Annotated in this window: 16 protein-coding genes; 10 read left to right on the forward strand and 6 right to left on the reverse strand. The window is 64.0% G+C overall.

The features are described 5' to 3' along the window. Nucleotides 1-19: 19 nt before the first annotated feature. From AAC050_RS02855 to AAC050_RS02885, 7 genes are all read left to right on the forward strand, one after another. The gene (locus AAC050_RS02855; protein WP_339913541.1) at nucleotides 20-1,081 is read left to right on the forward strand and encodes a GTP-binding protein; all 1,062 of its coding nucleotides are present in this window, start codon (nucleotides 20-22) and stop codon (nucleotides 1,079-1,081) included. After that, nucleotides 1,078-1,533 (forward strand): DUF1330 domain-containing protein, encoded by a 456-nt coding sequence (locus AAC050_RS02860; protein WP_339913542.1) that lies wholly within the window; start codon nucleotides 1,078-1,080, stop codon nucleotides 1,531-1,533. The genes AAC050_RS02855 and AAC050_RS02860 overlap by 4 nt, the downstream gene beginning before the upstream one ends. After that, entirely contained in the window at nucleotides 1,533-2,495 is a 963-nt protein-coding gene (locus AAC050_RS02865; RefSeq protein WP_339913543.1) for a WD40 repeat domain-containing protein, read from the forward strand. Before AAC050_RS02860 ends, AAC050_RS02865 begins: the two co-directional genes overlap by 1 nt. A gap of 39 nt (nucleotides 2,496-2,534) precedes the next feature. Then, on the forward strand, nucleotides 2,535-3,230 hold the full coding sequence (gene mtgA, locus AAC050_RS02870) for a monofunctional biosynthetic peptidoglycan transglycosylase (RefSeq protein WP_339913629.1): 696 nt from the start codon (nucleotides 2,535-2,537) through the stop codon (nucleotides 3,228-3,230). Nucleotides 3,231-3,321: 91 nt separating this feature from the next. Then, the gene (locus AAC050_RS02875) at nucleotides 3,322-5,184 is read left to right on the forward strand and encodes a M2 family metallopeptidase (RefSeq protein ID WP_339913544.1); all 1,863 of its coding nucleotides are present in this window, start codon (nucleotides 3,322-3,324) and stop codon (nucleotides 5,182-5,184) included. Between the two features lie 156 nt (nucleotides 5,185-5,340). After that, nucleotides 5,341-6,921, forward strand: a complete 1,581-nt coding sequence (locus tag AAC050_RS02880; protein ID WP_339913545.1) for a pilus assembly protein — start codon at nucleotides 5,341-5,343, stop codon at nucleotides 6,919-6,921. A gap of 127 nt (nucleotides 6,922-7,048) precedes the next feature. After that, nucleotides 7,049-8,923, forward strand: coding sequence for a ubiquitin-activating E1 FCCH domain-containing protein (locus AAC050_RS02885; RefSeq protein ID WP_339913546.1), 1,875 nt, complete (start codon nucleotides 7,049-7,051; stop codon nucleotides 8,921-8,923). A 6-nt stretch (nucleotides 8,924-8,929) separates the two neighbouring features. On the opposite strand, the gene AAC050_RS02890 is transcribed toward AAC050_RS02885, so the two are convergent. Then, on the reverse strand, nucleotides 8,930-9,841 hold the full coding sequence (locus AAC050_RS02890) for a 2-oxoglutarate and iron-dependent oxygenase domain-containing protein (protein ID WP_339913630.1): 912 nt from the start codon (nucleotides 9,839-9,841) through the stop codon (nucleotides 8,930-8,932). Nucleotides 9,842-10,071: 230 nt separating this feature from the next. Here AAC050_RS02890 and AAC050_RS02895 point away from each other — a divergent pair, with 230 nt between their 5' ends. Beyond that, nucleotides 10,072-10,746, forward strand: a complete 675-nt coding sequence (locus AAC050_RS02895) for an OmpA family protein (RefSeq protein WP_339913547.1) — start codon at nucleotides 10,072-10,074, stop codon at nucleotides 10,744-10,746. Between the two features lie 334 nt (nucleotides 10,747-11,080). Here the strand turns inward: AAC050_RS02895 and AAC050_RS02900 are convergent, their stop codons facing one another. Continuing rightward, nucleotides 11,081-12,385, reverse strand: coding sequence for a UDP-glucose/GDP-mannose dehydrogenase family protein (locus AAC050_RS02900; protein WP_339913548.1), 1,305 nt, complete (start codon nucleotides 12,383-12,385; stop codon nucleotides 11,081-11,083). A 310-nt stretch (nucleotides 12,386-12,695) separates the two neighbouring features. Continuing rightward, nucleotides 12,696-13,856, reverse strand: coding sequence for an outer membrane beta-barrel protein (locus AAC050_RS02905; RefSeq protein ID WP_339913549.1), 1,161 nt, complete (start codon nucleotides 13,854-13,856; stop codon nucleotides 12,696-12,698). A 201-nt stretch (nucleotides 13,857-14,057) separates the two neighbouring features. Here AAC050_RS02905 and AAC050_RS02910 point away from each other — a divergent pair, with 201 nt between their 5' ends. Both AAC050_RS02910 and AAC050_RS02915 read left to right on the forward strand, forming a co-directional pair. After that, the gene (locus AAC050_RS02910; protein WP_339913550.1) at nucleotides 14,058-14,966 is read left to right on the forward strand and encodes an SDR family NAD(P)-dependent oxidoreductase; all 909 of its coding nucleotides are present in this window, start codon (nucleotides 14,058-14,060) and stop codon (nucleotides 14,964-14,966) included. A gap of 100 nt (nucleotides 14,967-15,066) precedes the next feature. Then, complete coding sequence (locus AAC050_RS02915; protein ID WP_339913551.1) at nucleotides 15,067-16,272, forward strand: acetyl-CoA C-acyltransferase; 1,206 nt, start codon at nucleotides 15,067-15,069, stop codon at nucleotides 16,270-16,272. Here the strand turns inward: AAC050_RS02915 and AAC050_RS02920 are convergent. Genes AAC050_RS02920 through otsB form a run of 3 tightly spaced genes read right to left on the reverse strand, consistent with a single transcriptional unit; the run spans nucleotide 16,266 to nucleotide 20,202 of the window. Next, nucleotides 16,266-17,681, reverse strand: a complete 1,416-nt coding sequence (locus AAC050_RS02920; protein WP_339913552.1) for a trehalose-6-phosphate synthase — start codon at nucleotides 17,679-17,681, stop codon at nucleotides 16,266-16,268. The two genes, AAC050_RS02915 and AAC050_RS02920, sit on opposite strands and share 7 nt — an antisense overlap. Further along, nucleotides 17,678-19,462, reverse strand: a complete 1,785-nt coding sequence (locus AAC050_RS02925; protein ID WP_339913553.1) for a glycoside hydrolase family 15 protein — start codon at nucleotides 19,460-19,462, stop codon at nucleotides 17,678-17,680. Before AAC050_RS02925 ends, AAC050_RS02920 begins: the two co-directional genes overlap by 4 nt. After that, entirely contained in the window at nucleotides 19,459-20,202 is a 744-nt protein-coding gene (gene otsB / locus AAC050_RS02930) for a trehalose-phosphatase (protein WP_339913554.1), read from the reverse strand. The genes AAC050_RS02925 and otsB overlap by 4 nt, the downstream gene beginning before the upstream one ends. Nucleotides 20,203-20,375 lie beyond the last annotated feature (173 nt).

Genomic DNA, 20,375 nt, shown 5'->3' on the forward strand with positions numbered 1-20,375 from the left:
AGCCGCCATCTAGCCCGGCATGACCTCTCCGAACGCAGACAAGATCCCCGTCACCGTCCTGACCGGCTACCTCGGGGCCGGCAAGACCACCCTGCTGAACCGCATCCTCACCGGGGATCACGGCAAGCGCTATGCCGTCATCGTCAATGAGTTCGGCGAGATCGGCATCGACAACGATCTGGTGGTCGGGGCCGACGAGGACGTGTTCGAGATGAACAACGGCTGCGTCTGCTGCACGGTGCGCGGCGACCTGATCCGCGTCGTCGCCGGCCTGATGAAGCGCCAGCGCCCGGGCCAGCCCGCTTTCGATGCCATTATCGTCGAGACCACCGGCCTGGCCGACCCGGGCCCGGTGGCCCAGACCTTCTTCGTCGACGAGGACGTCAAGGCGAAGACGCAGCTGGACAGTGTCACCTGCCTGGTCGACGCCAAACACGTGATGGCCCGGCTGGACGACTCGAAGGAGGCTCGCGAACAGGTCGCCTTCGCCGACCGCATCATCCTCAACAAGGTCGATCTGGCCAGCGAGGCGGAACTGGCCGTCGTCGAGGCCCGGCTGAGAAAACTGAACCCGCTGGCTCCGATCACCCGGGCCGAGCGGGCCGATGTGCCGCTGGATCAAATCCTCGGCCTCGGCGGCTTCGACCTGGAGCGTATCCTCGACATCAATCCCGAGTTCGCAAATCCGGCCCATGGCGAGGCCGGTCATGTGCACGACGAACACTGTGGTCACGACCATCATGACCATGGGCACGGGCACGGGGCCCGCGGCCATGCCCATGAGGACGACATCAAGGGCATCTCCCTATCGGTCGACGGCCCGATGAACGGCGCGAAATTCACCGCCTGGCTGGACCGTCTGCTGGGCGAGCAGGGTCAGAACATCCTGCGCGCCAAGGGTATCATCGACGTCGAGGGCGAGGACCGGCGGCTGGTGTTCCAGGCCGTGCACATGATCCTCGAGGGAGACCTGCAACGCGAATGGGGCCCCGACGAACGGCGCTGGAGCCGCGCCGTCTTCATCGGTCGCGATCTGGACGAGGCGGCGCTGAAGGCCGGGTTCGAGGCCTGCGCCGCATGACCGGCTTCATCGATCCGACCCGCGAGGCCATGGCGGCCTTCCGCGACCTGCCCGCCGACCAGCCGATCGCCATGATCAATCTGGTACGGTTTCTCGAGACCGCCACCTATCCCACTGACCACCCCGACCATGCCGCGGCCCGGACCGGGGCCGAGGCCTATGCTGCCTATGGCCGCGCCGCGGCCGCGCCCTTCGCCCGGTCGGGTGGCAGCCAGATCTGGCTGGGTCGCCCCGAACTGACCCTGATCGGTCCCGCCGACGAGGCCTGGGATCTGGCCTTCATCGTCCGCTACGAGACCGCCGAAAGCTTCATCGCCATGGTCCGCGATCCGGAATATCAGCTGGCCGTCGTCCATCGGCAGGCGGCCGTGGCCGACTCACGGCTGATCCGCTGCCAGCCGCGCGTCGCCGGCTCCGGCTTCGGCTTCGGCGAGGGTCAGGGGACCCACTGATGAAATTCACATTCGATGCCCAGGTTACCGCCGCCCTGTTCGACGGCACCGGCGCGGTCTTCGCTTTGGGCGATGGCTCGGTGCGGTTCGCCAGTGGCGAGCGCCTCGACGCCCACGACGGCGTCATCCTTTGTGCTGCCGGGCACCCGTCCGGCGACGGTGTCATCACCGGCGGCGATGATGGCCGACTGGTCTGGAGCCGCCGCGACGCGGTGACCGAACTGGCCGCCGCCAGGGGACAGTGGATCGACGCCGTCGACGCCTCGCCCACCTCGGGGCTGATCGCCTTCTCGGCCGGACGGACCCTGTCGGTGATCGACAGCGCCGCCCCCAAATTCCGTCGCGACTTCCAGCACGAACGGACGGTGTCCGGCGTGGCCTTCGAGCCGAAGGGCCGCCGTATCGCCACCTCGACCTATGGCGGCGCGGCCCTGTGGCTGGCGCGGATCGCCGACCAGAAGCCGACCCTGCTCAAATGGGCCGGCTCTCATACCGGTGTCGCCTATTCACCTGACGGGGCCTTTGTCGTCACCACCATGCAGGACAACCAGATGCACGGCTGGCGACTGAAGGACGCCAAGAACCTGCGCATGGGCGGCTATCCGTCCAAGGTCCGGTCGATGGCCTTCCTGTCGAACGGCCAGCTCCTGGCCACGGCCGGAGCCCAGGGCGCGGTACTGTGGCCCTTCATCGGCAGCAACGGACCGATGGGCCGCGAGGCGACCGAGATCGGCTATGACGAGTCCAGCCTGGTCACCGTCGTGGCCGCCCGGAGCGACCTGGGACTGCTGGCGGCGGGCCTGAACGACGGGCGGGTCTGGCGGGCCGATCCTGCCGGGCAGGGGCTTGATTTCATCAAATCTGAAAAGGGCAGCGCCATAACGGCCCTGGCCATGCGCTCAGACGGCGCTGCGGTCGCCTGGGCCGATGAAGACGGTCAGGCCGGCATCAGCGGAACCTGACGCCTTGCGTCCTTGCGCAGGATCACGAACATGGACCCCATGGCGGGGGCCTCTGGCATCATGAAACTCAAACAGTCGATTCTGCTCACTGTGCTGATCCTGGCGCTGTTGCCGATCGGCGGTGTGCTGGTCCACGCGCTCGTCCCGCCACCGACGACGTTTCTGATGGTTCGGCAGGCGATAGCCGGGTCCGGGCTCGACTACCGCTGGCGCGCGCTCGACAGGATCTCGCCCCGTCTGGTCGAGGCCGTGATCGCCTCGGAGGACGCGCGCTTCTGTGCCCACGACGGATTCGATTTCAAGGCGATCGAGAAGGCGATGGACAGTAACGCCCGGGGTCGCCGGGTGCGCGGTGCCTCGACCATCAGCCAGCAGACAGCCAAGAACGTCTTCCTGTGGCCGGGACGCAGCTGGGTCCGCAAGGGCCTTGAGGCCGGCTATACGGTGCTGATCGAGACCGTCTGGTCCAAGCGCCGGATCATGGAAGTCTATCTCAATGTCGCTGAGTGGGCCCCGGGGGTCTATGGAGCCGAGGCGGCCGCCCACCACTGGTATGGCAAGGGGGCCGATCAACTGACCGCCGGGGAGGCCGCCCGGCTGGCCGCCATCCTGCCCAGTCCCCGACGCTACAAGGCCAGCCCACCGGGACCCTACGTCCGCCGCCGGGCCTCCCGGGTCCAGGCGGCGATGGGCACCGTGCGTAATGAGGGACTGGCCGCCTGCGTCCTGCACTGAGCGGTCACGCTTGACGCGGCGGATGCACTTGCGTCCCATGTCGCTTCAATCCAGCCGGGGATCGAAACCCCGGCGAACCGGAGGACACCCCATGAAGCGCCAGTTGATGACGGCCGCCGCCGCCTGCACCCTTGTTTTTGCCGCGGCGGGTTGCGCGGGCATGACCGGCGCGACGACTCCGGCGACCGGTTCGCAGGAGACCGCCCCCGCCGCCGAGACCTTCCCCGTCACCGCCGCCGGGGCGACAGCCTTCGTCGCCGATGCCGAGGCAAAACTGGACGAGCTGTTCGAATATGCCGCCCGGGTCCAGTGGGTGCGCGCCACCAACATCACCTTTGACACCATGTGGCTGGAGTCGCGGGCCAATGCCCAGGTCACCGAACTGCAGGTTCAGCTGGCCGGCGAAGCCGCCCGCTTCAACAATGTCCAGGTCGCCGACGACGTGCGACGCAAGCTGAACCTGCTGCGCCTCGGCATCGTCCTGCCGGCCCCTAACCGTCCGGGGGCCGCAGCCGAACTGGCCGAGATCACCACCCGGCTGGACTCGACCTATGCCACCGGAAAATTCACCTACAAGGGCCAACAGATCACGCTCGACGATGCGTCGGACATATTGGCCGAGAGTCGTGATCCGGCCGAGACCAAGGCTCTGTACGAGGGTTGGCGCACCATTTCACCCGTCATGCGCGACGACTACGTCCGTATGGTCGAGATTGCCAATGAAGGGTCGCGCGACCTGGGTTTTGCCGACACAGGCGCAATGTGGCGCTCGGGCTACGATATGGAACCGGACGCCTTTGCGGCCGAGACTGATCGTCTCTGGGATCAGGTCAAACCCTTCTATGAGAACCTGCACTGCTATGTCCGCGCCCGGCTGAATGCGAAATACGGCGACGCCGTTCAGCCGGCGACCGGACCGATCCGGGCTGATCTACTGGGCAATATGTGGTCGCAGCAGTGGGGTAATATCTACGACGTCGTGGCCCCGACGACCGGGGGTACCTCCAGCTATGACATGACGCAGCTGCTGACCCGGGCCGGCTATGATGCGACGAAGATGGTTCGTACCGGTGAGGGCTTCTACACCTCGCTGGGCCTGGCTCCGCTGCCGGAGACCTTCTGGGAACGCAGCCAGATCACCCGTCCCCGCGACCGCGAGGTCGTCTGCCACGCCTCGGCCTGGGACGTCGACAACCTCGACGATATCCGCATCAAGATGTGTACCCAGGTGAATGCCGACGACTTCTACACCGTCCACCACGAGCTGGGGCACAACTACTACCAGCGCGCCTACAAGGATCAGCCCTTCCTGTTCAGGAACGGGGCAAACGACGGCTTCCACGAGGCCATCGGTGACTTCATCGGCCTGTCCGCCCTGACCCCGACCTATCTGCACCAGATCGGCCTGCTCGAGACCGTGCCCGGCGCGGAAGAGGACATCCCCTTCCTGCTGAAGATGGCGCTCGACAAGATCGCCTTCCTGCCGTTCGGCCTGATGGTCGACCGCTGGCGCTGGGACGTGTTCAGCGGCAAGACCGACCCGGCCCACTACAATGCGGCCTGGTCGGCCGACATGCTGAAATACCAGGGCCTGGTGCCGCCGGGACCGCGACCAGCCAACGCCTTTGATCCGGGCGCGAAATATCACATCCCCGGCAACACGCCCTACACCCGCTACTTCCTGGCCCACATCTATCAGTTCCAGTTCCAGCGGGCCGCCTGCAAACAGGCCGGCTGGACGGGACCGCTGCACCGGTGTTCGACCTATGGCAACGAAGCCGTCGGACGGCGCTTCAATGCGATGATGGAGATGGGTCAGTCCCGGCCGTGGCCCGAAGCCATGGCGGCCTTCACCGGCGAAACCGGCAATGATGCCTCAGCGGTGACCGAATATTTTGCCCCGCTGAACACCTGGCTGATCCAGCAGAACCGGGGCCAGCACTGCGGCTGGTAGTCGGTCCACACTACCTCTGAGGGGGCCCGGAAAGCCGACTCCGGGCCCTTTCCGGGCCATTAACCTCACCTGCTGCGGGTTCATTTACCCCGCCACCTCATAATCCCGACGAATGGCGGACCAGTGGTCGGTCGTGGTTACAGAGGAATTGGCAGGATGACCGCGCGCTATCGCGTCTCCAAAATCTGCAGGAAGGCGTTGCGGTTCCGGCGCGCCGAGGCCGGTGGCGTGGCGCTGATGTTCGCACTCGCCATGCCTGCGGTAAGCGTGATGGCCCTGGCCAGCGTGGACCTTCACCGCGCCTCGACGGTTCGCATGAATCTGCAGGACGCGCTGGACAGCGCCACCCTGGCCGCCGCGCGTTCGGCCTACAATGACGACATCCACCTCACCGAAATTGGACTCGCCACCCTGCGCGCCAACATGCAGGCCTATCCCAACACGAGCCTGGTCGAGAACCAGGTCAGCTTCACGCTCAATACCAACGGCGCTGTGGTTTCCTCCGCCAAGGCCCGGGTCGACACCATCGCCGCCAACATGTTCCTCGGCCGGGATATCGACGTTGGAGCCGGAGCCGAAGTCATGCGCTCGAATTCGCGCATTGAACTGGCCATGGTCATCGATAATACCGGCTCGATGCGCTGGGACGGCAAACTGCGCGCCGCCCAGGACGCCGCCAGCAATCTGGTGCGTCGTCTCGCGGCAGCCGCCGCTCGCAGCTCAGAACCCGACGCCGTACGCATTTCCGTAGTACCGTTCTCCCAGACGGTCCGTATCGGTACCCAATACCAGAACGCTACATGGATGGACGGCAGCGCCCAGGCCGAGGGCAACGACTATATGTTCCAGGGCGGAGCCAACCGTCTGGCCCTGTTCAACCGACTGCGCACGAGCTGGGCCGGCTGCGTCGAGAGCCGTCCCTATCCTTACGACACACTCGATACCGCACCGACCAGCAGCAATCGCCCGACCAAATTCGTCCACTATTTCGCGCCCGACGAACCGGATGTCGGCGACTGGTGGCGCTCCGGCGACTATTCGGACTGGGACCGAAATTACCGGGTCGACAACAATTACCTTGACGACGGTCTGGCCGCGACCAACGCCAACAAGGACTGGGACAAGCGCTCACGCCGGACCCAGAAATATGACAATAGCGCCGATTTCAGTGGTGGTCGGGGTCCCAATCGCGGCTGCACCATCGAACCGGTAAGCCGGCTGACCACGGACTATAACGCCCTGTTGCGCTCGATCGACAATATGGTCGCCGACGGCAACACCAACATCCCCATGGGTCTGGTCTGGGGCTGGCACACCCTGTCGCCCAACACCCCGTTCGGCGACGGCCTGCCCTATGGCGAACCACGCCTGAAGAAGATCGCCATTCTCATGACCGACGGCGAGAACGTGAACGACGTCTATCCCAACCCCAACCGCGCCCGCTACGCCGGGGTCGGCTACATCGGCGAGCAACGCCTCGGCGTCGGGACCGCCTCCTCGGGTCAACAGCGTCGCGACGCCATGGACAGTCGTCTGGCTGAAACCTGCCGCAATATGCAGGCGCGCGACATCACCATCTACACGGTGGGCGTCGGCGTCGATACGCGCACCCAGGACCTGCTGCGCAGCTGCGCCACCGGCCAGGGCAAATTCTTCAACGTCAGCGGAGCCAGCGGTATTGCTGACGCCTTCGACAGCATCGCCGGGTCGATCGAGACCCTGCGCATTTCACGCTGACACTGGCACCAGCGCCCGGAGCGATCTGTCCGCCGTTAACCTTCGCGGTATCCGATCCCTTAACCGAACCCTGCCATCTTCAGCGGGATGCGGGTCGACCTGTGCCCGTTTACAATGTGGCTAGACCATGGGCGTCGTGACCTGGATCAGAACCTGCGGCAGGATCGCCCGGGACTTTGCCGCCCGTTTCCATCGCGAAGCGACAGGCAATGTCGCGATGATCTTCGCCCTCAGCCTGCCCGCCCTGGTGCTGATGACGGTCGGCGGCGTCGACATTCATCGCGCCTCGACCGTGCGCATCAACCTTCAGGACGCCCTGGACGCGGCGACTCTTGCTGCCGCGCGCTCGCCGTACACCAGCGACGTGGACCTGACCCGGGTCGGCGTATCAGCGCTGCGAGCCAACCTGCAGGCCTATCCCGACATTATCCTGCGGGAGGACCTGACCACCTTCACACTAAACGCCAACAGCGTGGTGATCGCCCAATCCAAGGTCGATGTGAAAACCCTGGTCGCCAACATCATTCTGCCGCCCTACGGCAAATTCATGAACGACTATCTGCCCGTCGGGGCCCATTCCGAGGTGGACCGGTCGTCGAAAAACATCGAGGTCAGCCTGGTCCTCGACATCACCGGGTCGATGTCCGGCAGCAAGATCCAGGACCTTAAGGTCGCCGCCAACGAACTGGTCGATATCGTCGTCCAGAATGTGCAGACGCCCTATTATACGCGCATGGCCATCGTGCCCTATTCGATCGGGGTCAATCTCGGCGGCTATGCCAATGGGGCCCGGGGAACGCCGATCGGGGCGACCAACATCAGCAATGCCGCCTGGACGATCGGCTCGTCCAAATCAATCAGCAACATCACCCGCGCCAATCCGGGTGTGGTCAGCGCCAGCAGCCACGGCTTTGCCAGCGGGGACTTCATCTGGATCAATGGCGTCAGCGGCATGTCGCAGATCAACGACCGCGCCTATCGGGTAAAATACATCAGCGCGAATTCGTTCTCGCTGGAAACCTGGAACGGATCCTTCTGGAACAGCCTGAGCACGTCGTCCGGCTACAGCAGCTATTCATCCGGCGGCACGATCCGCAAATGCCTCGTCTCGGACTGCTCGGTGGTCGTCACATCGAACGGCCACAACCTCCAGAACGGCGACGGCGTCTATATCACGGGCGTCAAGGGTATGACCCAGATCAATGGCTCGCCCTATATCGTCGGCAACAGCACCAGCAACACCTTTTCCATCGGCGTGAACGGGGTCAACTGGGGAACCTATTCGTCCAGCGGCTCCGCCTGGTGCGGAAATGACGGATGTCAGTGGCGCGTTTATTACAATCCCTATGGATCACTGCGTGCGCTGGAGATCAGCTCCTGCGCCAGTGAACGCACAGGCCCCCAGCGCTATACGGACGCCTCACCGGCGACATCCCGGGTCGGAACCAACTACCCGTCCAGCCAGTGCCCTGCGGCCGTCGTCCGCCCCCTGTCGAGCGACAAGAGCAGCATTAAATCCCTGATCAACAGCCTGAGTGTTACCGGGGCCACCGCAGGCCAGATCGGGATCGGCTGGGGCTGGTATACGGTGTCGCCCAACTTCAACGGCTTGTGGCCCAGTCAGCCCGCCGGACCTTACGCACCGTCCCAAACCCTCAAGGCCGTCATCATCATGACCGACGGTGAGTTCAACACCGCCTATAGTACAGGTGTGATCGCCCAGGACATGGGCCTGGGCAGCGCTTCCAACCTGATCAATCAGAATGCCACCAACGGTGATCCATTCCTTCAGGGCGAGTCTCTGTGTACGGCCATGAAGGCGCAGGGGGTCGTGGTCTACACGGTAGGCTTCCAGATCACCGCGGGTGGTAACGCTGAAAAGATGCTGGGTCGGTGCGCCACCAGCCCCGCACACGTCTTCCTGCCGGCCAGCGGTGGCGATCTGTCCCAGGCCTTCGCCGCCATCGGCCGCGACATCACCCGGTTGCGTATTTCAAGATAGCTGCGGTCAGATCAGCCGGATCTCGCGCAACCGCTCCATCAGATAATCCTCGGCCATGATCGCCTTGCCGACATAGCGATCCGGATTTCCGGGCGTCACCATGCCCGGCAGGGTCTCGATGACGAAGTCCGGGTTGAAATGCAGGAAGAAGGGCGTCGAATAGCGGGCGAAGCCGCGGCGCTCAGGGGCCGGATTGACCACCCGATGCGTCGTTGACGGCAGGACATGGTTGGTCAGCCGCTGCAGCATGTCACCGATATTGACGACCAGCGCCCCCGGTGGCGGCGCGATATCCAGCCACTCCCCATCGGCATCCTTCAGCTGGAGCCCGGCCTCTTCTGCCCCGAGCAGCAAGGTGATGACATTGATGTCCTCATGGGCCCCGGCCCTCACGCCCGGCGCATCAGCCGGAACCGGCGGATAGTGCAGCATCCGCAACACGCTGTTGCCGAGCTGAACCTTGTCCTCAAAAAAGTCGTCGCCGAGTTCCAGATAGCGGGCGATCGCCTTCAGGATCTTGCGACCCAGCTGGTCCATGGCGTCGAACATGCCGTACAAATGGGACTGAAAGCCCTCGATCTCGGTGGGCCACAGATTGTCCCGCATATATTTGCGATAGGGGTGACCCTCGGGCAGCTCACGGCCGACGTGCCAGAACTCCTTAAGGTCGACGGCGCTGGCATCCTTGGCCGCCTCGACCCCGAACGGGGTCAGTCCGCGGGCACCGCCGGTACCGGACATATGGTAGGTGCGTTTCACCTCCTCGGGCAGGGCGAAAAAGGCCTTTGAATCGGCGATAGCCGCATCAATGGTCGCTTCATCGAGACCATGGTCCGAAAGCACGGCAAAGCCATAGCGTTTGAACGAGGCTCCCAGGGCATCAGCGAATTGCTGGAAATCTGTATCGTACAGCGCCATCGAAACCGGTTCGATCGAACGGGCCTTGGCAGGGGCTGTTTGGGAAGCCGTCACGGGGATGCTCACAATAGTGACCTTGGATATCAACGGGACAGCTTTCATACGCCTGAACGATAGAAATTGGCAAAGCCGTGCGTCGACGGACCGTTCATGCTCCGTACAGATTGGAACCTTCACCGTGAACTGGCGTTTTCGCGGCTGAACATTCCAGCAAGTCAAGGAACACCATCATGCGCACCAAGCTTATTCTGACCGGCGCCAGCATCGCCATTCTGCTCGGCGGCGCAGCCTGCACCACCGTCGATCCCTACCGCTCAGCACCGGTTCGCAATAACACTGCGACCGGAGCCATCACCGGTGCTTTGGGCGGGGCCCTGCTCGGCTATCTGACCAACACCTCCAACAGCGAACAGGGTCGCAAGAACGCCCTGATCGGTGCCGGCATCGGGGCCCTGGGTGGCGCTGCCGTCGGGGCCTATATGGATCGCCAGCAGCGCGAGCTGGAAGCCGAGCTTTCGGGCTCCGGCGTCGGCGTCGCCCGCCAGGGCGACAACCTCGTCCTGCGCATGCCGTCGGACGTGACGTTCGCGTCGAACCAGTCCGCCGTGACCCCCCGGTTCTATGCCACGCTCGACGATGTGGCCGGCGTCCTGAACCGGTATGACCAGTCGACCATCGACATCATCGGTCATGCCGATTCCGACGGGGCCGACGACTATAACCTCGACCTGTCACGTCGTCGGGCATCCGCCGTTGCCCAGTATCTGGTCAGCCACAATGTTCTGGCCGACCGGCTTTACGTCGATGGCCGCGGTGAAAGCGAACCCGTCGCCACCAACGCAACGGCCGAAGGCAAGGCGTTGAACCGTCGCGTTGAAATCGTGATCCGTCCGTTCCGCGGCTAAAGGCTTCGGCATCTACAGATTCAGGGGACGGGCGGTGCAACAGCACCGCCCGTTTCTTGTATCAGGGGAATTTTTCGACCGCACACGGTTCTGTCACTTGCGGATCCGTACACCCCATGCTCCCTAAGGGCAGGGATTCGAGCCGGGGAATCATGGTGCGGTCAGACTATCGGGAATTCACTGACGGACTGAAACTGGTGGCCATCACCTTCATATCCGCAGCCCTGACGGCGACGGTCGTCATTGGGACCGGCCATGCGGTCCTGAACAGATCGTTGCAGCCTGCCGCCACGGACACAGCCCGGGCCGGAGACTTGATCCGAACATCCGTGCGCTAGGCTCTTCCGATCGAGCTGTACCGGAAGCCCCGGCTGCGCATATCAATGGGACGATAGACGTTCCTGAGGTCAACCATGACCGGCTGACGCATGAGCAGTTTGATCCGGTCCAGATCCAGGGCGCGGAACTGATCCCATTCGGTCAGGATCACCACCACGTCCGCCCCCGTAATCGCCTCATAGGGCCCGTCCGTGAACCGGACTCCATCCAGCAGCTTCGCCGCCTCAACCATGCCCTCGGGATCAAACGCCTGAACGATCGCCCCGCCGGCGACCAGGGCCGGAATCACATCGAGAGCCGGCGAGTCGCGCATGTCATCGGTATTCGGCTTGAAGGTCAGCCCCAGCAGGGCCACCGTCTTGCCCGAGAGAGCCCCCCCGAGCGCCAGGGCGACGCGATCGACCATGGCCTTCTTGCGCGCATCATTCACCTGGACCGTCGTCTCGACCAGCCGCACCGGGCTGCCGGCATCGGTTGCGGTGCGCACCAGGGCCAGGGTGTCCTTGGGAAAACACGACCCGCCATAGCCCGGTCCGGCGTGCAGGAATTTGGACCCGATCCGCTTGTCCAGGCCGATGCCGCGCGCGACCTGCTGCACATCGGCCCCGACGGCCTCACACAGATCCGCCATCTCGTTGATGAAGGTGATCTTCAGGGCCAGGAAGGCGTTGGCGGCGTATTTGGTCAGTTCGCTGGTCCGGCGGGCCGTAAACAGGATCGGCGTTTCGTTCAGGCTCAGAGGGCGGTAGAGCTCGGTCATGACCACCTGGGCCCGCTCGTCTTCGGTACCAACCACGACCCGGTCCGGCCGTTTGAAATCCTCGATCGCGGCCCCCTCGCGCAGGAATTCCGGATTGGAAACCACAGCGAACTCGGCCTCGGGCCGCCGGGCCCGGATGATACGTTCAATCTCGTCACCCGTCCCGACCGGGACGGTCGATTTGGTGACGATGACGGTGAAGCCCTCAATCAGGTCGGCGATCTCCTCGGCCGCCGCATAGACATAGGACAGGTCGGCATGGCCGTCGCCCCGGCGCGACGGCGTGCCTACCGCAATAAAGACGGCATCGGCAGCGGCAATAGCCTTGGCCCCGTCAACGGCGAAGCTCAACCGGCCGCTCCGGACGTTGTTCGCCACCAGATCTTCCAGCCCCGGCTCGAAGATCGGCATCTGGCCCTGGTTCAGGCGGTCGATCTTCGATGGATCCTTGTCCACGCAGCACACCACATGGCCGAAATCGGCGAAACAGGCCCCCGATACCAGCCCGACATAACCGGTTCCGATCATTGCAACGCGCATTCAGGGTCCTCTCCAGTGGCAGGCTGTCGGGATAGCGACCGCCCGGGACTTTGACCAGCCACCCTCGCCCGGTGTCGGGGCATGCCCCCCGATGTGCTCGCCCCTTTCGGGACCCAGGTTCCGGTCGATCAGGCCGACTCCACAGGACCTGACCCGACAGACGAATGTGCCGATTGCAAGCTCGCGGGCCTGTCGCAAACGAAAACCGCCGACCTCCTTGCGGGGGCCGGCGGTTCAATCGCGTGTGGATCGACGCTTCGTCCGATCCGGGGTTCGGAGGTCCGACTGGCGGACCCCCTGGCCTCGGTTCCTAGAAGTTGATGTCGATCGTGGCGCGACGGTTCAGAGGCTCACGAACGCCGTCGGCGGTCGGACGGGCCAGGGCGGTTTCACCCTTGCCGTCGAGCGCGATGACGCCCCCGTTGACGCCTTGAGCGACCAGGGCATCAGCCACAGTGCGCGCACGGCGGTTCGACAGGCCCACGTTGTAGGCAGCCGAGCCGGAGGTGTCGGCGTGGCCGACGACCAGAACGCGGGTCGGACGACCCGAGCGAGCGTAGCTCGCTGCCTGGTTGATCACCGCACTGGCTTCGCTGGTCAGATCCGAACGGTCCCAGTCAAAATAGACCACGAACTGACGGGCAGCCGGAGCCGGAGGCGGCGGAGGCGGCGGCGGCGGAGGCGGAGGCGGAGGCGGGGGAGGCGGGGGCGGCGGGGGCGGCGGGGGCGGCGGCGCATCAACACCGAACGCATGACGCAGACCCAGGCTGACCGCGTGCGAGTCATAAGTGCCGCTCATGGTGCCGAGACCTGCGGACGCGGGAGTGGTCGCGAACTCAAAGTCCGAGCGCATATAACGATACGTCAGGTCGATATTCGTCCGGTCGCTGATCGCCCAGGCGAAACCGGCGATGGCTTGAGCAGCGAAGGCGCTCGAAGTGTCATCTGCGGCTACGCCAACGGATGCGTTCCGGCCGATCCGTCCAACGAAATCGGTGTTGACGCGGTTCACACCGGCCCCGATTCCAACAAACGGACGCACGCCGTACATGGTCTGCGGGAAATCGTAGATGAGATTAGCCATCAACGTCACCGAGCGGACATCGCCGTCCGGACCACCGCAGGCGTTGGTGCCTGTGTAGTTCGGGGAGCAGATCGCCGTAGGCGGCGTCGGCGACGAGTAGTTAGCGCGATCGGCCGAAACCAGGTTGCCGTTACGGAACCCGCCCTCGAGTTCAACACGCCAGCTGGGGTTGAACCGATAACCGAGCCGCGCGAAGCCGGCCCAGTCGTTCTCTACGCCCAGATCAAACTCGGCCGCGGGTATCGCGCTCGATGTGACCGAAGGCTCGTCTCCGAACATGTTCCAGCCGGCGTCAATCGCGCCGTACCAGCCGTTGGGCTCAGCTGCCGCTGCACCGGCGGCAAAGAGCCCCGCTACTGCGACACTTGCCAGAAGTTTGAGCTTCATTGCGTCCTCACTTTAAAAAATTTGATATCCGAATGCCTACGCTTACTACGTGACGTCCCGATTGCCGAACGGGATTATACTCAAGGGGTTCCCGATTACGACCGTCAATGTGGCGACTGTGGCGCCATTTCAACACAAATTACCAGTTTTCCGGGTCGGGGCCCCTGCGAGAACGATTTTACATCGGCTGGAGATTTACGGATGACGCTGAGATTTGACGGACGTGTCGCAATCGTGACGGGAGCCGGCGGTGGCCTCGGACGCGCCCATGCCCTGGCGCTGGCGGCGCGAGGGGCCCGGGTGGTGGTCAATGACCTCGGTGGCGCGCGGGACGGTTCGGGCGGATCAGCCACCGCAGCCGAAACCGTCGTCGCCGAAATTCAGGCGCAGGGCGGGGAAGCCGTGGCCAATGCCGCCTCGGTCACCGACGCCGCCGCCGTCCAGGCCATGGTCGCCGATACGATGACCCGCTGGGGCCGGGTCGACATTCTGGTCAACAATGCCGGGGTGCTGCGCGACAAGACCTTCGCCAAGATGGAACTGGAAGATTTCCGCTTCGTCGTCGACGTTCACCTGATGGGCGCAGTCAACTGCACCAAGGCCGTCTGGGACATCATGCGCGAGGCCAATTACGGTCGCATCGTGATGACTACGTCGTCTTCCGGCCTCTATGGCAATTTCGGCCAGTCGAATTATGGCGCGGCCAAAATGGCGCTGGTCGGGTTGATGCAAACCCTGTCGATCGAAGGAGCGAAGAACGACATCCGGGTCAACTGTCTGGCCCCGACGGCCCATACCCGCATGACCGAAGATCTCGGTGCCCGTCTGCCGCTGGAACTGCTGGGTCCCGAGATGGTGACACCCGGCCTGCTGTATCTGGTCAGCGAAGACGCGCCGAGCCGTTGTATCCTGACCGCCGGAGCCGGCGGTTTCGAGCGCGCCTATGTGACCCTGACCCAGGGCGGTTACGCGGTCGGCGAAGATGCGGCCGAACAGGTCGCGGCCGGCATCGACGCCATTTCGGATCGTACCGGGGAAATCGTTCCGGAAATGGGGGCCGCCCAGGGCATGATCGAACTGACCAAGGCACAAAAGGCGCACACCGACTGACTTGCGTTGACGCGACGACAGGCGCGTAAAGCAAGAAGCCGAACTGCACCCAAACCGCGAGGCGCGAGCGACCGTGCCTGCAACCAAGGATTAAGCGAAGATGTCTCGTGAAGCTGTCATCGTCTCCACTGCCCGCACACCGATCGGCCGCGCCTACCGCGGAGCTTTCAATGATACCCAGGCCCAGACCCTCGGCGGTCACGCCGTTCGGCATGCGGTCGCCCGGGCGGGAATCGACCCGGCCGAGGTCGAGGATGTGATCATGGGAGCGGCTCTGCAGCAGGGGTCAACCGGCACCAATGTCGCTCGACAGGTGGCCCTGCGCGCCGGCCTGCCGGCGACCACCGCGGGCATGAGCCTGGATCGCCAGTGCGCCTCGGGTCTGATGGCCATCGCCACAGCAGCCAAGCAGGTGATCCACGACGGTCAGACCATAGCGGTGGGTGGTGGGCTGGAGAGCATCTCCCTGGTCCAGAACCAGCATATGAACCTGTACCGGATCAAGGACGAGGCGCTGCTGAAGCTGTCGCCTCACATCTATATGTCGATGCTGGAGACCGCCGAAGTCGTCTCGGCCCGCTACGGCATCAGCCGCGAGGCCCAGGACGAATATGCCCTGCAGTCACAGCAGCGCACGGCCGCGGCCCAGGCGGCCGGCTACCTGAACGCCGAAATCGCACCGATGACCACGACCATGCAGGTCATGGACAAGGCCACCGGCCAGGCCTCGGCGAAGGAAGTCACCATCGCCATGGATGAGGGCAACCGCCCCGAGACCACCCTGGAGGGCCTGTCGTCGCTGAAGCCGGTATTCGGCGGCGGCGAGGAAATCGCCCAAGGCCAATACATTACCGCCGGCAATGCCTCACAGCTGTCGGATGGAGCTTCCGCTTCAGTGATCATGACGGCGAACGAAGCCGCAAGGCGTGGCCTGCAGCCCCTCGGGGCCTATCGCGGCATGGCCGTGGCCGGCTGCGAGCCGGACGAAATGGGCATCGGCCCGGTTTTCGCCGTACCTCGGCTCCTGGAGCGTCACGGCCTTACGATCGATGACATCGGCATCTGGGAGCTGAATGAGGCTTTCGCGACCCAGGTCATCTATTGCCGTGACCGGCTGGAAATTCCCAATGACCGGCTCAACGTGTCGGGCGGTGCCATTTCCATCGGCCATCCCTACGGCATGTCCGGCGCGCGGATGACCGGTCACGTCCTTATCGAAGGCAAGCGGCGTGGTGCCAAATACGGTGTCGTCACCATGTGCATCGGCGGTGGAATGGGGGCCGCAGGCCTGTTCGAGATCTACTGATACCCGGCGACCCGCGCGCCGTCCTCCCTGTTGATTTCGACCCCCCGCAGGGCGCTGACATAATCGTCGCGCCAAATCGAGACGTCGGTTTCGCGTACGACCTGCATCAAGGCGGTCCAGCGTCGTATCCGTTCGTCCAACGGCATGGTCAGGGCCTGCTTGATCGCATCCGACAGCTCCTCTCGGCTGAATGGATTGACGATCAGCGCCTCACCCATCCGGGCTGCGGCTCCGGCAAAGCGTGACAGGATCAGCACGCCTGGATCTTCGGGGTTCTGGGCGCAGACATATTCCTTGGCCACCAGGTTCATTCCGTCACGCAAGGGCGTGACCAGCCCGACCCGGGCAGCGCGGTAGATGCCGGCCAGCTGGTCACGGCGATAGGTCCGGTTGAGATAGCGGATCGGCTGCCAGTCCATCTCGGCATAGGCCCCGTTGATCCGCCCGGCCAGTGAATCAAGCCGGCCGCGCATGTCATGATAGGTGTCGACGTCATCGCGCGAGATCGGTGTAATCTGCAGCAACAGCACCTCGGACCGCATCTCCGGATTGTCCTTGAGGAACTGCTCATAGCCCAGAAGCCGTTGTTCCAGCCCCTTGGAATAATCCAGCCGGTCGACCCCGACGATCAGCGAACGGAAGGCGGTTGAGGACACCATGCGATCATAGGTCCGGACCCCCAGCGGCGAAGCACGGGCCTGCAGAAAACCCTCCACATCGATACCGATCGGGAAGACGCCGCCCTGCACCCGCTGACCGAACGCCTCCATGGCGTCGTTTTCCAGCAGAGTCCCTCCCGCCTCCGACGCCACATAGTCACGGAACAGGTCAAGCCACTCACGGGTGTGAAATCCCAGCAGATCGAAGGCAAACATCGACTCCACCAGCCGGCGGTGATGCGGCAGGGTGACCAGCAGCTGCCGCACGGGCCAGGGTGTGTGCAGGAAGAAACCGATTCGGTTCTTCACCCCCAGCCGTCGCAGATCCCGGGCCAGCGGAATCAGATGGTAGTCATGAACCCAGATGAGATCGTCCGGCTCGATTAACGGTGCCAGAATCTCGGCAAAGCGCCGGTTCACCCGTTCATAACCCTCGCCGTAGGACCGCTCATAGGCGGTCAGGTCGACACGATGATGAAACAGCGGCCAGAGCGTGCCGTTGGCATAACCGTTGTAATATTCGTCGACGTCCTGGGCCTCGAGATCGACGAGGGCGACGGTCACGCCGGCCCGCTCTTCAATCTCGAGCACGCCGGTGAACGTCTCGACCGTTTCGCCCGACCACCCGAACCACAGGCCGTTGTAGGTTTTCAGGGCCGCTGACAGGGCCATCGCCAGCCCCCCGACAGAACCTCCGGCCGGATCGGTTGGGGCTGAAACCCGGTTGGAAACGACGATCAGACGGCTCATCGGACATCCGTCCACGAGCGACTGAGCAGCACCGCGCAATTGATGATGCCGACGAGCGAATAGGTCTGCGGATAATTACCCCATAGCTCGTCATCCTCGAGGGAAATATCCTCGGACAGCAGGCCGGCGTGGGTCCTGCGGCTCAGCATCTGTTCAAATATCTCGCGGGCCTCCTCGGTCCGGCCGTTGAGATGCAGGGCCTCAATGAACCAGAAAGTACAGAAATTAAACGCGGTTTCAGGTTCGCCGAAGTCGTCGGGTTCAACATAGCGGAACAGATAGGGCCCCTTCTTCAGGTCGCGCTCAATGGCGTTGAAGGTCGCCACCTGGCGCGGATCCATCGGATCAAGGAAGCCGAGATCAACCAGTTGCAGCAGGCTGGCGTCCAGTTCCTTGCCGCCGAAACTCGCACCGAAACGCCCCTCTTCGGGAACATAGGCCTCGGCCTCGATCCGTGCGCGTATCGTGTTGGCCCGCTGTGCCCAGACCTCGGCCCGGTCTTCCAGCTCCAGAACACGCGCAGCCTTGGCCAACCGATCGCAGGCCGCCCAGCACATGACCGACGAATAGGTGTGCACCCGGGCGATGGTGCGGAACTCCCACAGGCCCGCATCCGGTTGATCGTACAGGGCGAAGGCGCGGTCTCCGACCGCCTCCAGCGCGTAGAAATCATCGACTGACCCCGGACGTACAAGGCGCTGGTCATAAAAGGACTGGACCAGCGGCAGGACGATCTGGCCGTAGACGTCGTGCTGCAGGTGCTCGTGCGCCTGGTTGCCGACCCGGACAGGCTTCATGCTGCGGTAGCCTTCGACGCTGTCGATGATCCGCTCACCAAGCCCGGCTTCCAGGCCGACGCCATAAACCGGCTGGACATGGCCACCGGCGGAGTTGTCGACGAGGTTACGCAGATAGACGAGGTAGTTTTCGAGAATATCGACCGCGCCGAGCCGGTTCAGGGCGCGCACTGTATAATAGGCGTCGCGGATCCAGCAGTAGCGGTAGTCCCAGTTGCGGCCGCTCTCCGGAAATTCCGGAACTGAGGTCGTCATGGCCGCGACAATCGCCCCGGTCTCTTCATAGGCGCAGAGTTTGAGCGTGATCGCCGCGCGGATCACCGCGTCCTGATAGTCGAGCGGGATGTAAAGGGTGCGGACCCAGTCCTTCCAGTAGGCGACCGTGCGCTCCAGGGCTGCGGCGACGCCGGGCCCGACTTCCTGATCATACCCCTCATCAGGGCCGAGGAAGAAGGCCAGCGGTCGTTCGAGGCGAAAGCTTCGCTCTTCCAGAATATGGGACACGGGACAGTCGGTGGTCAGACGCAGGGTCACGTCCGAACATTTGTAGCGAATGTGGTTGGAACCCGAACTCGACCCGGCGCGACGCTCACCCCAGTCCGCCGCCGGTCGCAAGCGGACGGTAATGCGGGGCGTGCCTGCGAGGGGCCGCACGATTCGCCCGAAGGCCAAGGGTCGATAGGTACGGTGATGTTTGTGGTGCCGGGGCGCAAAATCGATGATCTCGACGGCCGCCCCGTCCGCCGCCGTCAGCACGGTCCGAAGCACCGGGGTGTTCTTGATGTAGGCCTGATCGACCTCTTTCAGACCGGCGAGACACACCTCCCAGAACCCGTGTTCGGGGTCGTCACCATCCATCAGGGCTGAAAAGACCGGGTCACCGTCCACCCGTGGCGCGCAGGCCCAGACGTAACGCCCGCGGCGGTCAATCAGGGCGCTGATGGCACAGTTACCGATCGGGGCCAGATCGAGGGTCTGTTTCATTCCGGGGCCTCGGAAACCGTCTCGAGCCAGTCCAGCACGGCTGCGACATCGGACAGGCGGTAACGGGCCGACGTTATCCGCTCAGGCCCAACCAGCACACCAAAACCCCCGAGCGCTTCCGCGGCCTGAAAGCCGTGTTCGTCGGTCAGATCGTCACCCAGCATGACGGGAACCGCACCCTGAAACGGCAACTCGGCCATAAAGGCAGTCAGGGCGGTCCCCTTGTCTGTCCCCGGGGTCTTCAGTTCAACGACCAGGTTGCCCGGCTGGAGGATCAGACCGGTTTCATCAGCGAGACGTTCGGCCAGATCCGTTGCCGCGCCCGCTTGATCCTGTGCGCCCCTGAAATGCAGCCCGGCCGCAACCGTCTTGTCCTCAACGATCATGCCGGGCCGGTCAGCGGCAAATGTCCTGAAGGCATCGACGACCGGACCGACGGCCGGGTCAACAGCCCCGGTGGTCAGGGTTCCGTCGGCGCGGCGCCGCTCAAGACCGTGCACACCGGAGGCGGCGGGCAACACGCCCTCGCTGATACGATCCACCTCGGCCAGGGTCCGGCCGCTGACGATGGCAACCCGCCCTTCGAAACGCGCGCTGACTGAACGAAGGACGGCGGTTCGGCGCTCATCCGGTACGACGGCATCAGGCGTCGGTGCGAGAGGCGCGAGTACCCCGTCGAGATCCAGAAACAGGGCTGGTCGACGCAGAAGCGAGGGCGGCGCGACAAGCGGCCCCGTCACGACGGTCTCTTCAGGCGAAAGGTCCGCCCGCTGATCTGGCTCGGATATCCCCATAAGCCGACCCTAACGCCTGAGCGTGACAAAGGTTGGGATTTTCCGGTTTTTCAGACCGTGATGAACGAAACAGCCCAACCTGCGCCATTGTGAAAAGCGCCCGGATACGGCAATTCCGC

This window comes from uncultured Brevundimonas sp. (assembly GCF_963974615.1).
In the GTDB taxonomy this organism is placed as follows: domain Bacteria; phylum Pseudomonadota; class Alphaproteobacteria; order Caulobacterales; family Caulobacteraceae; genus Brevundimonas.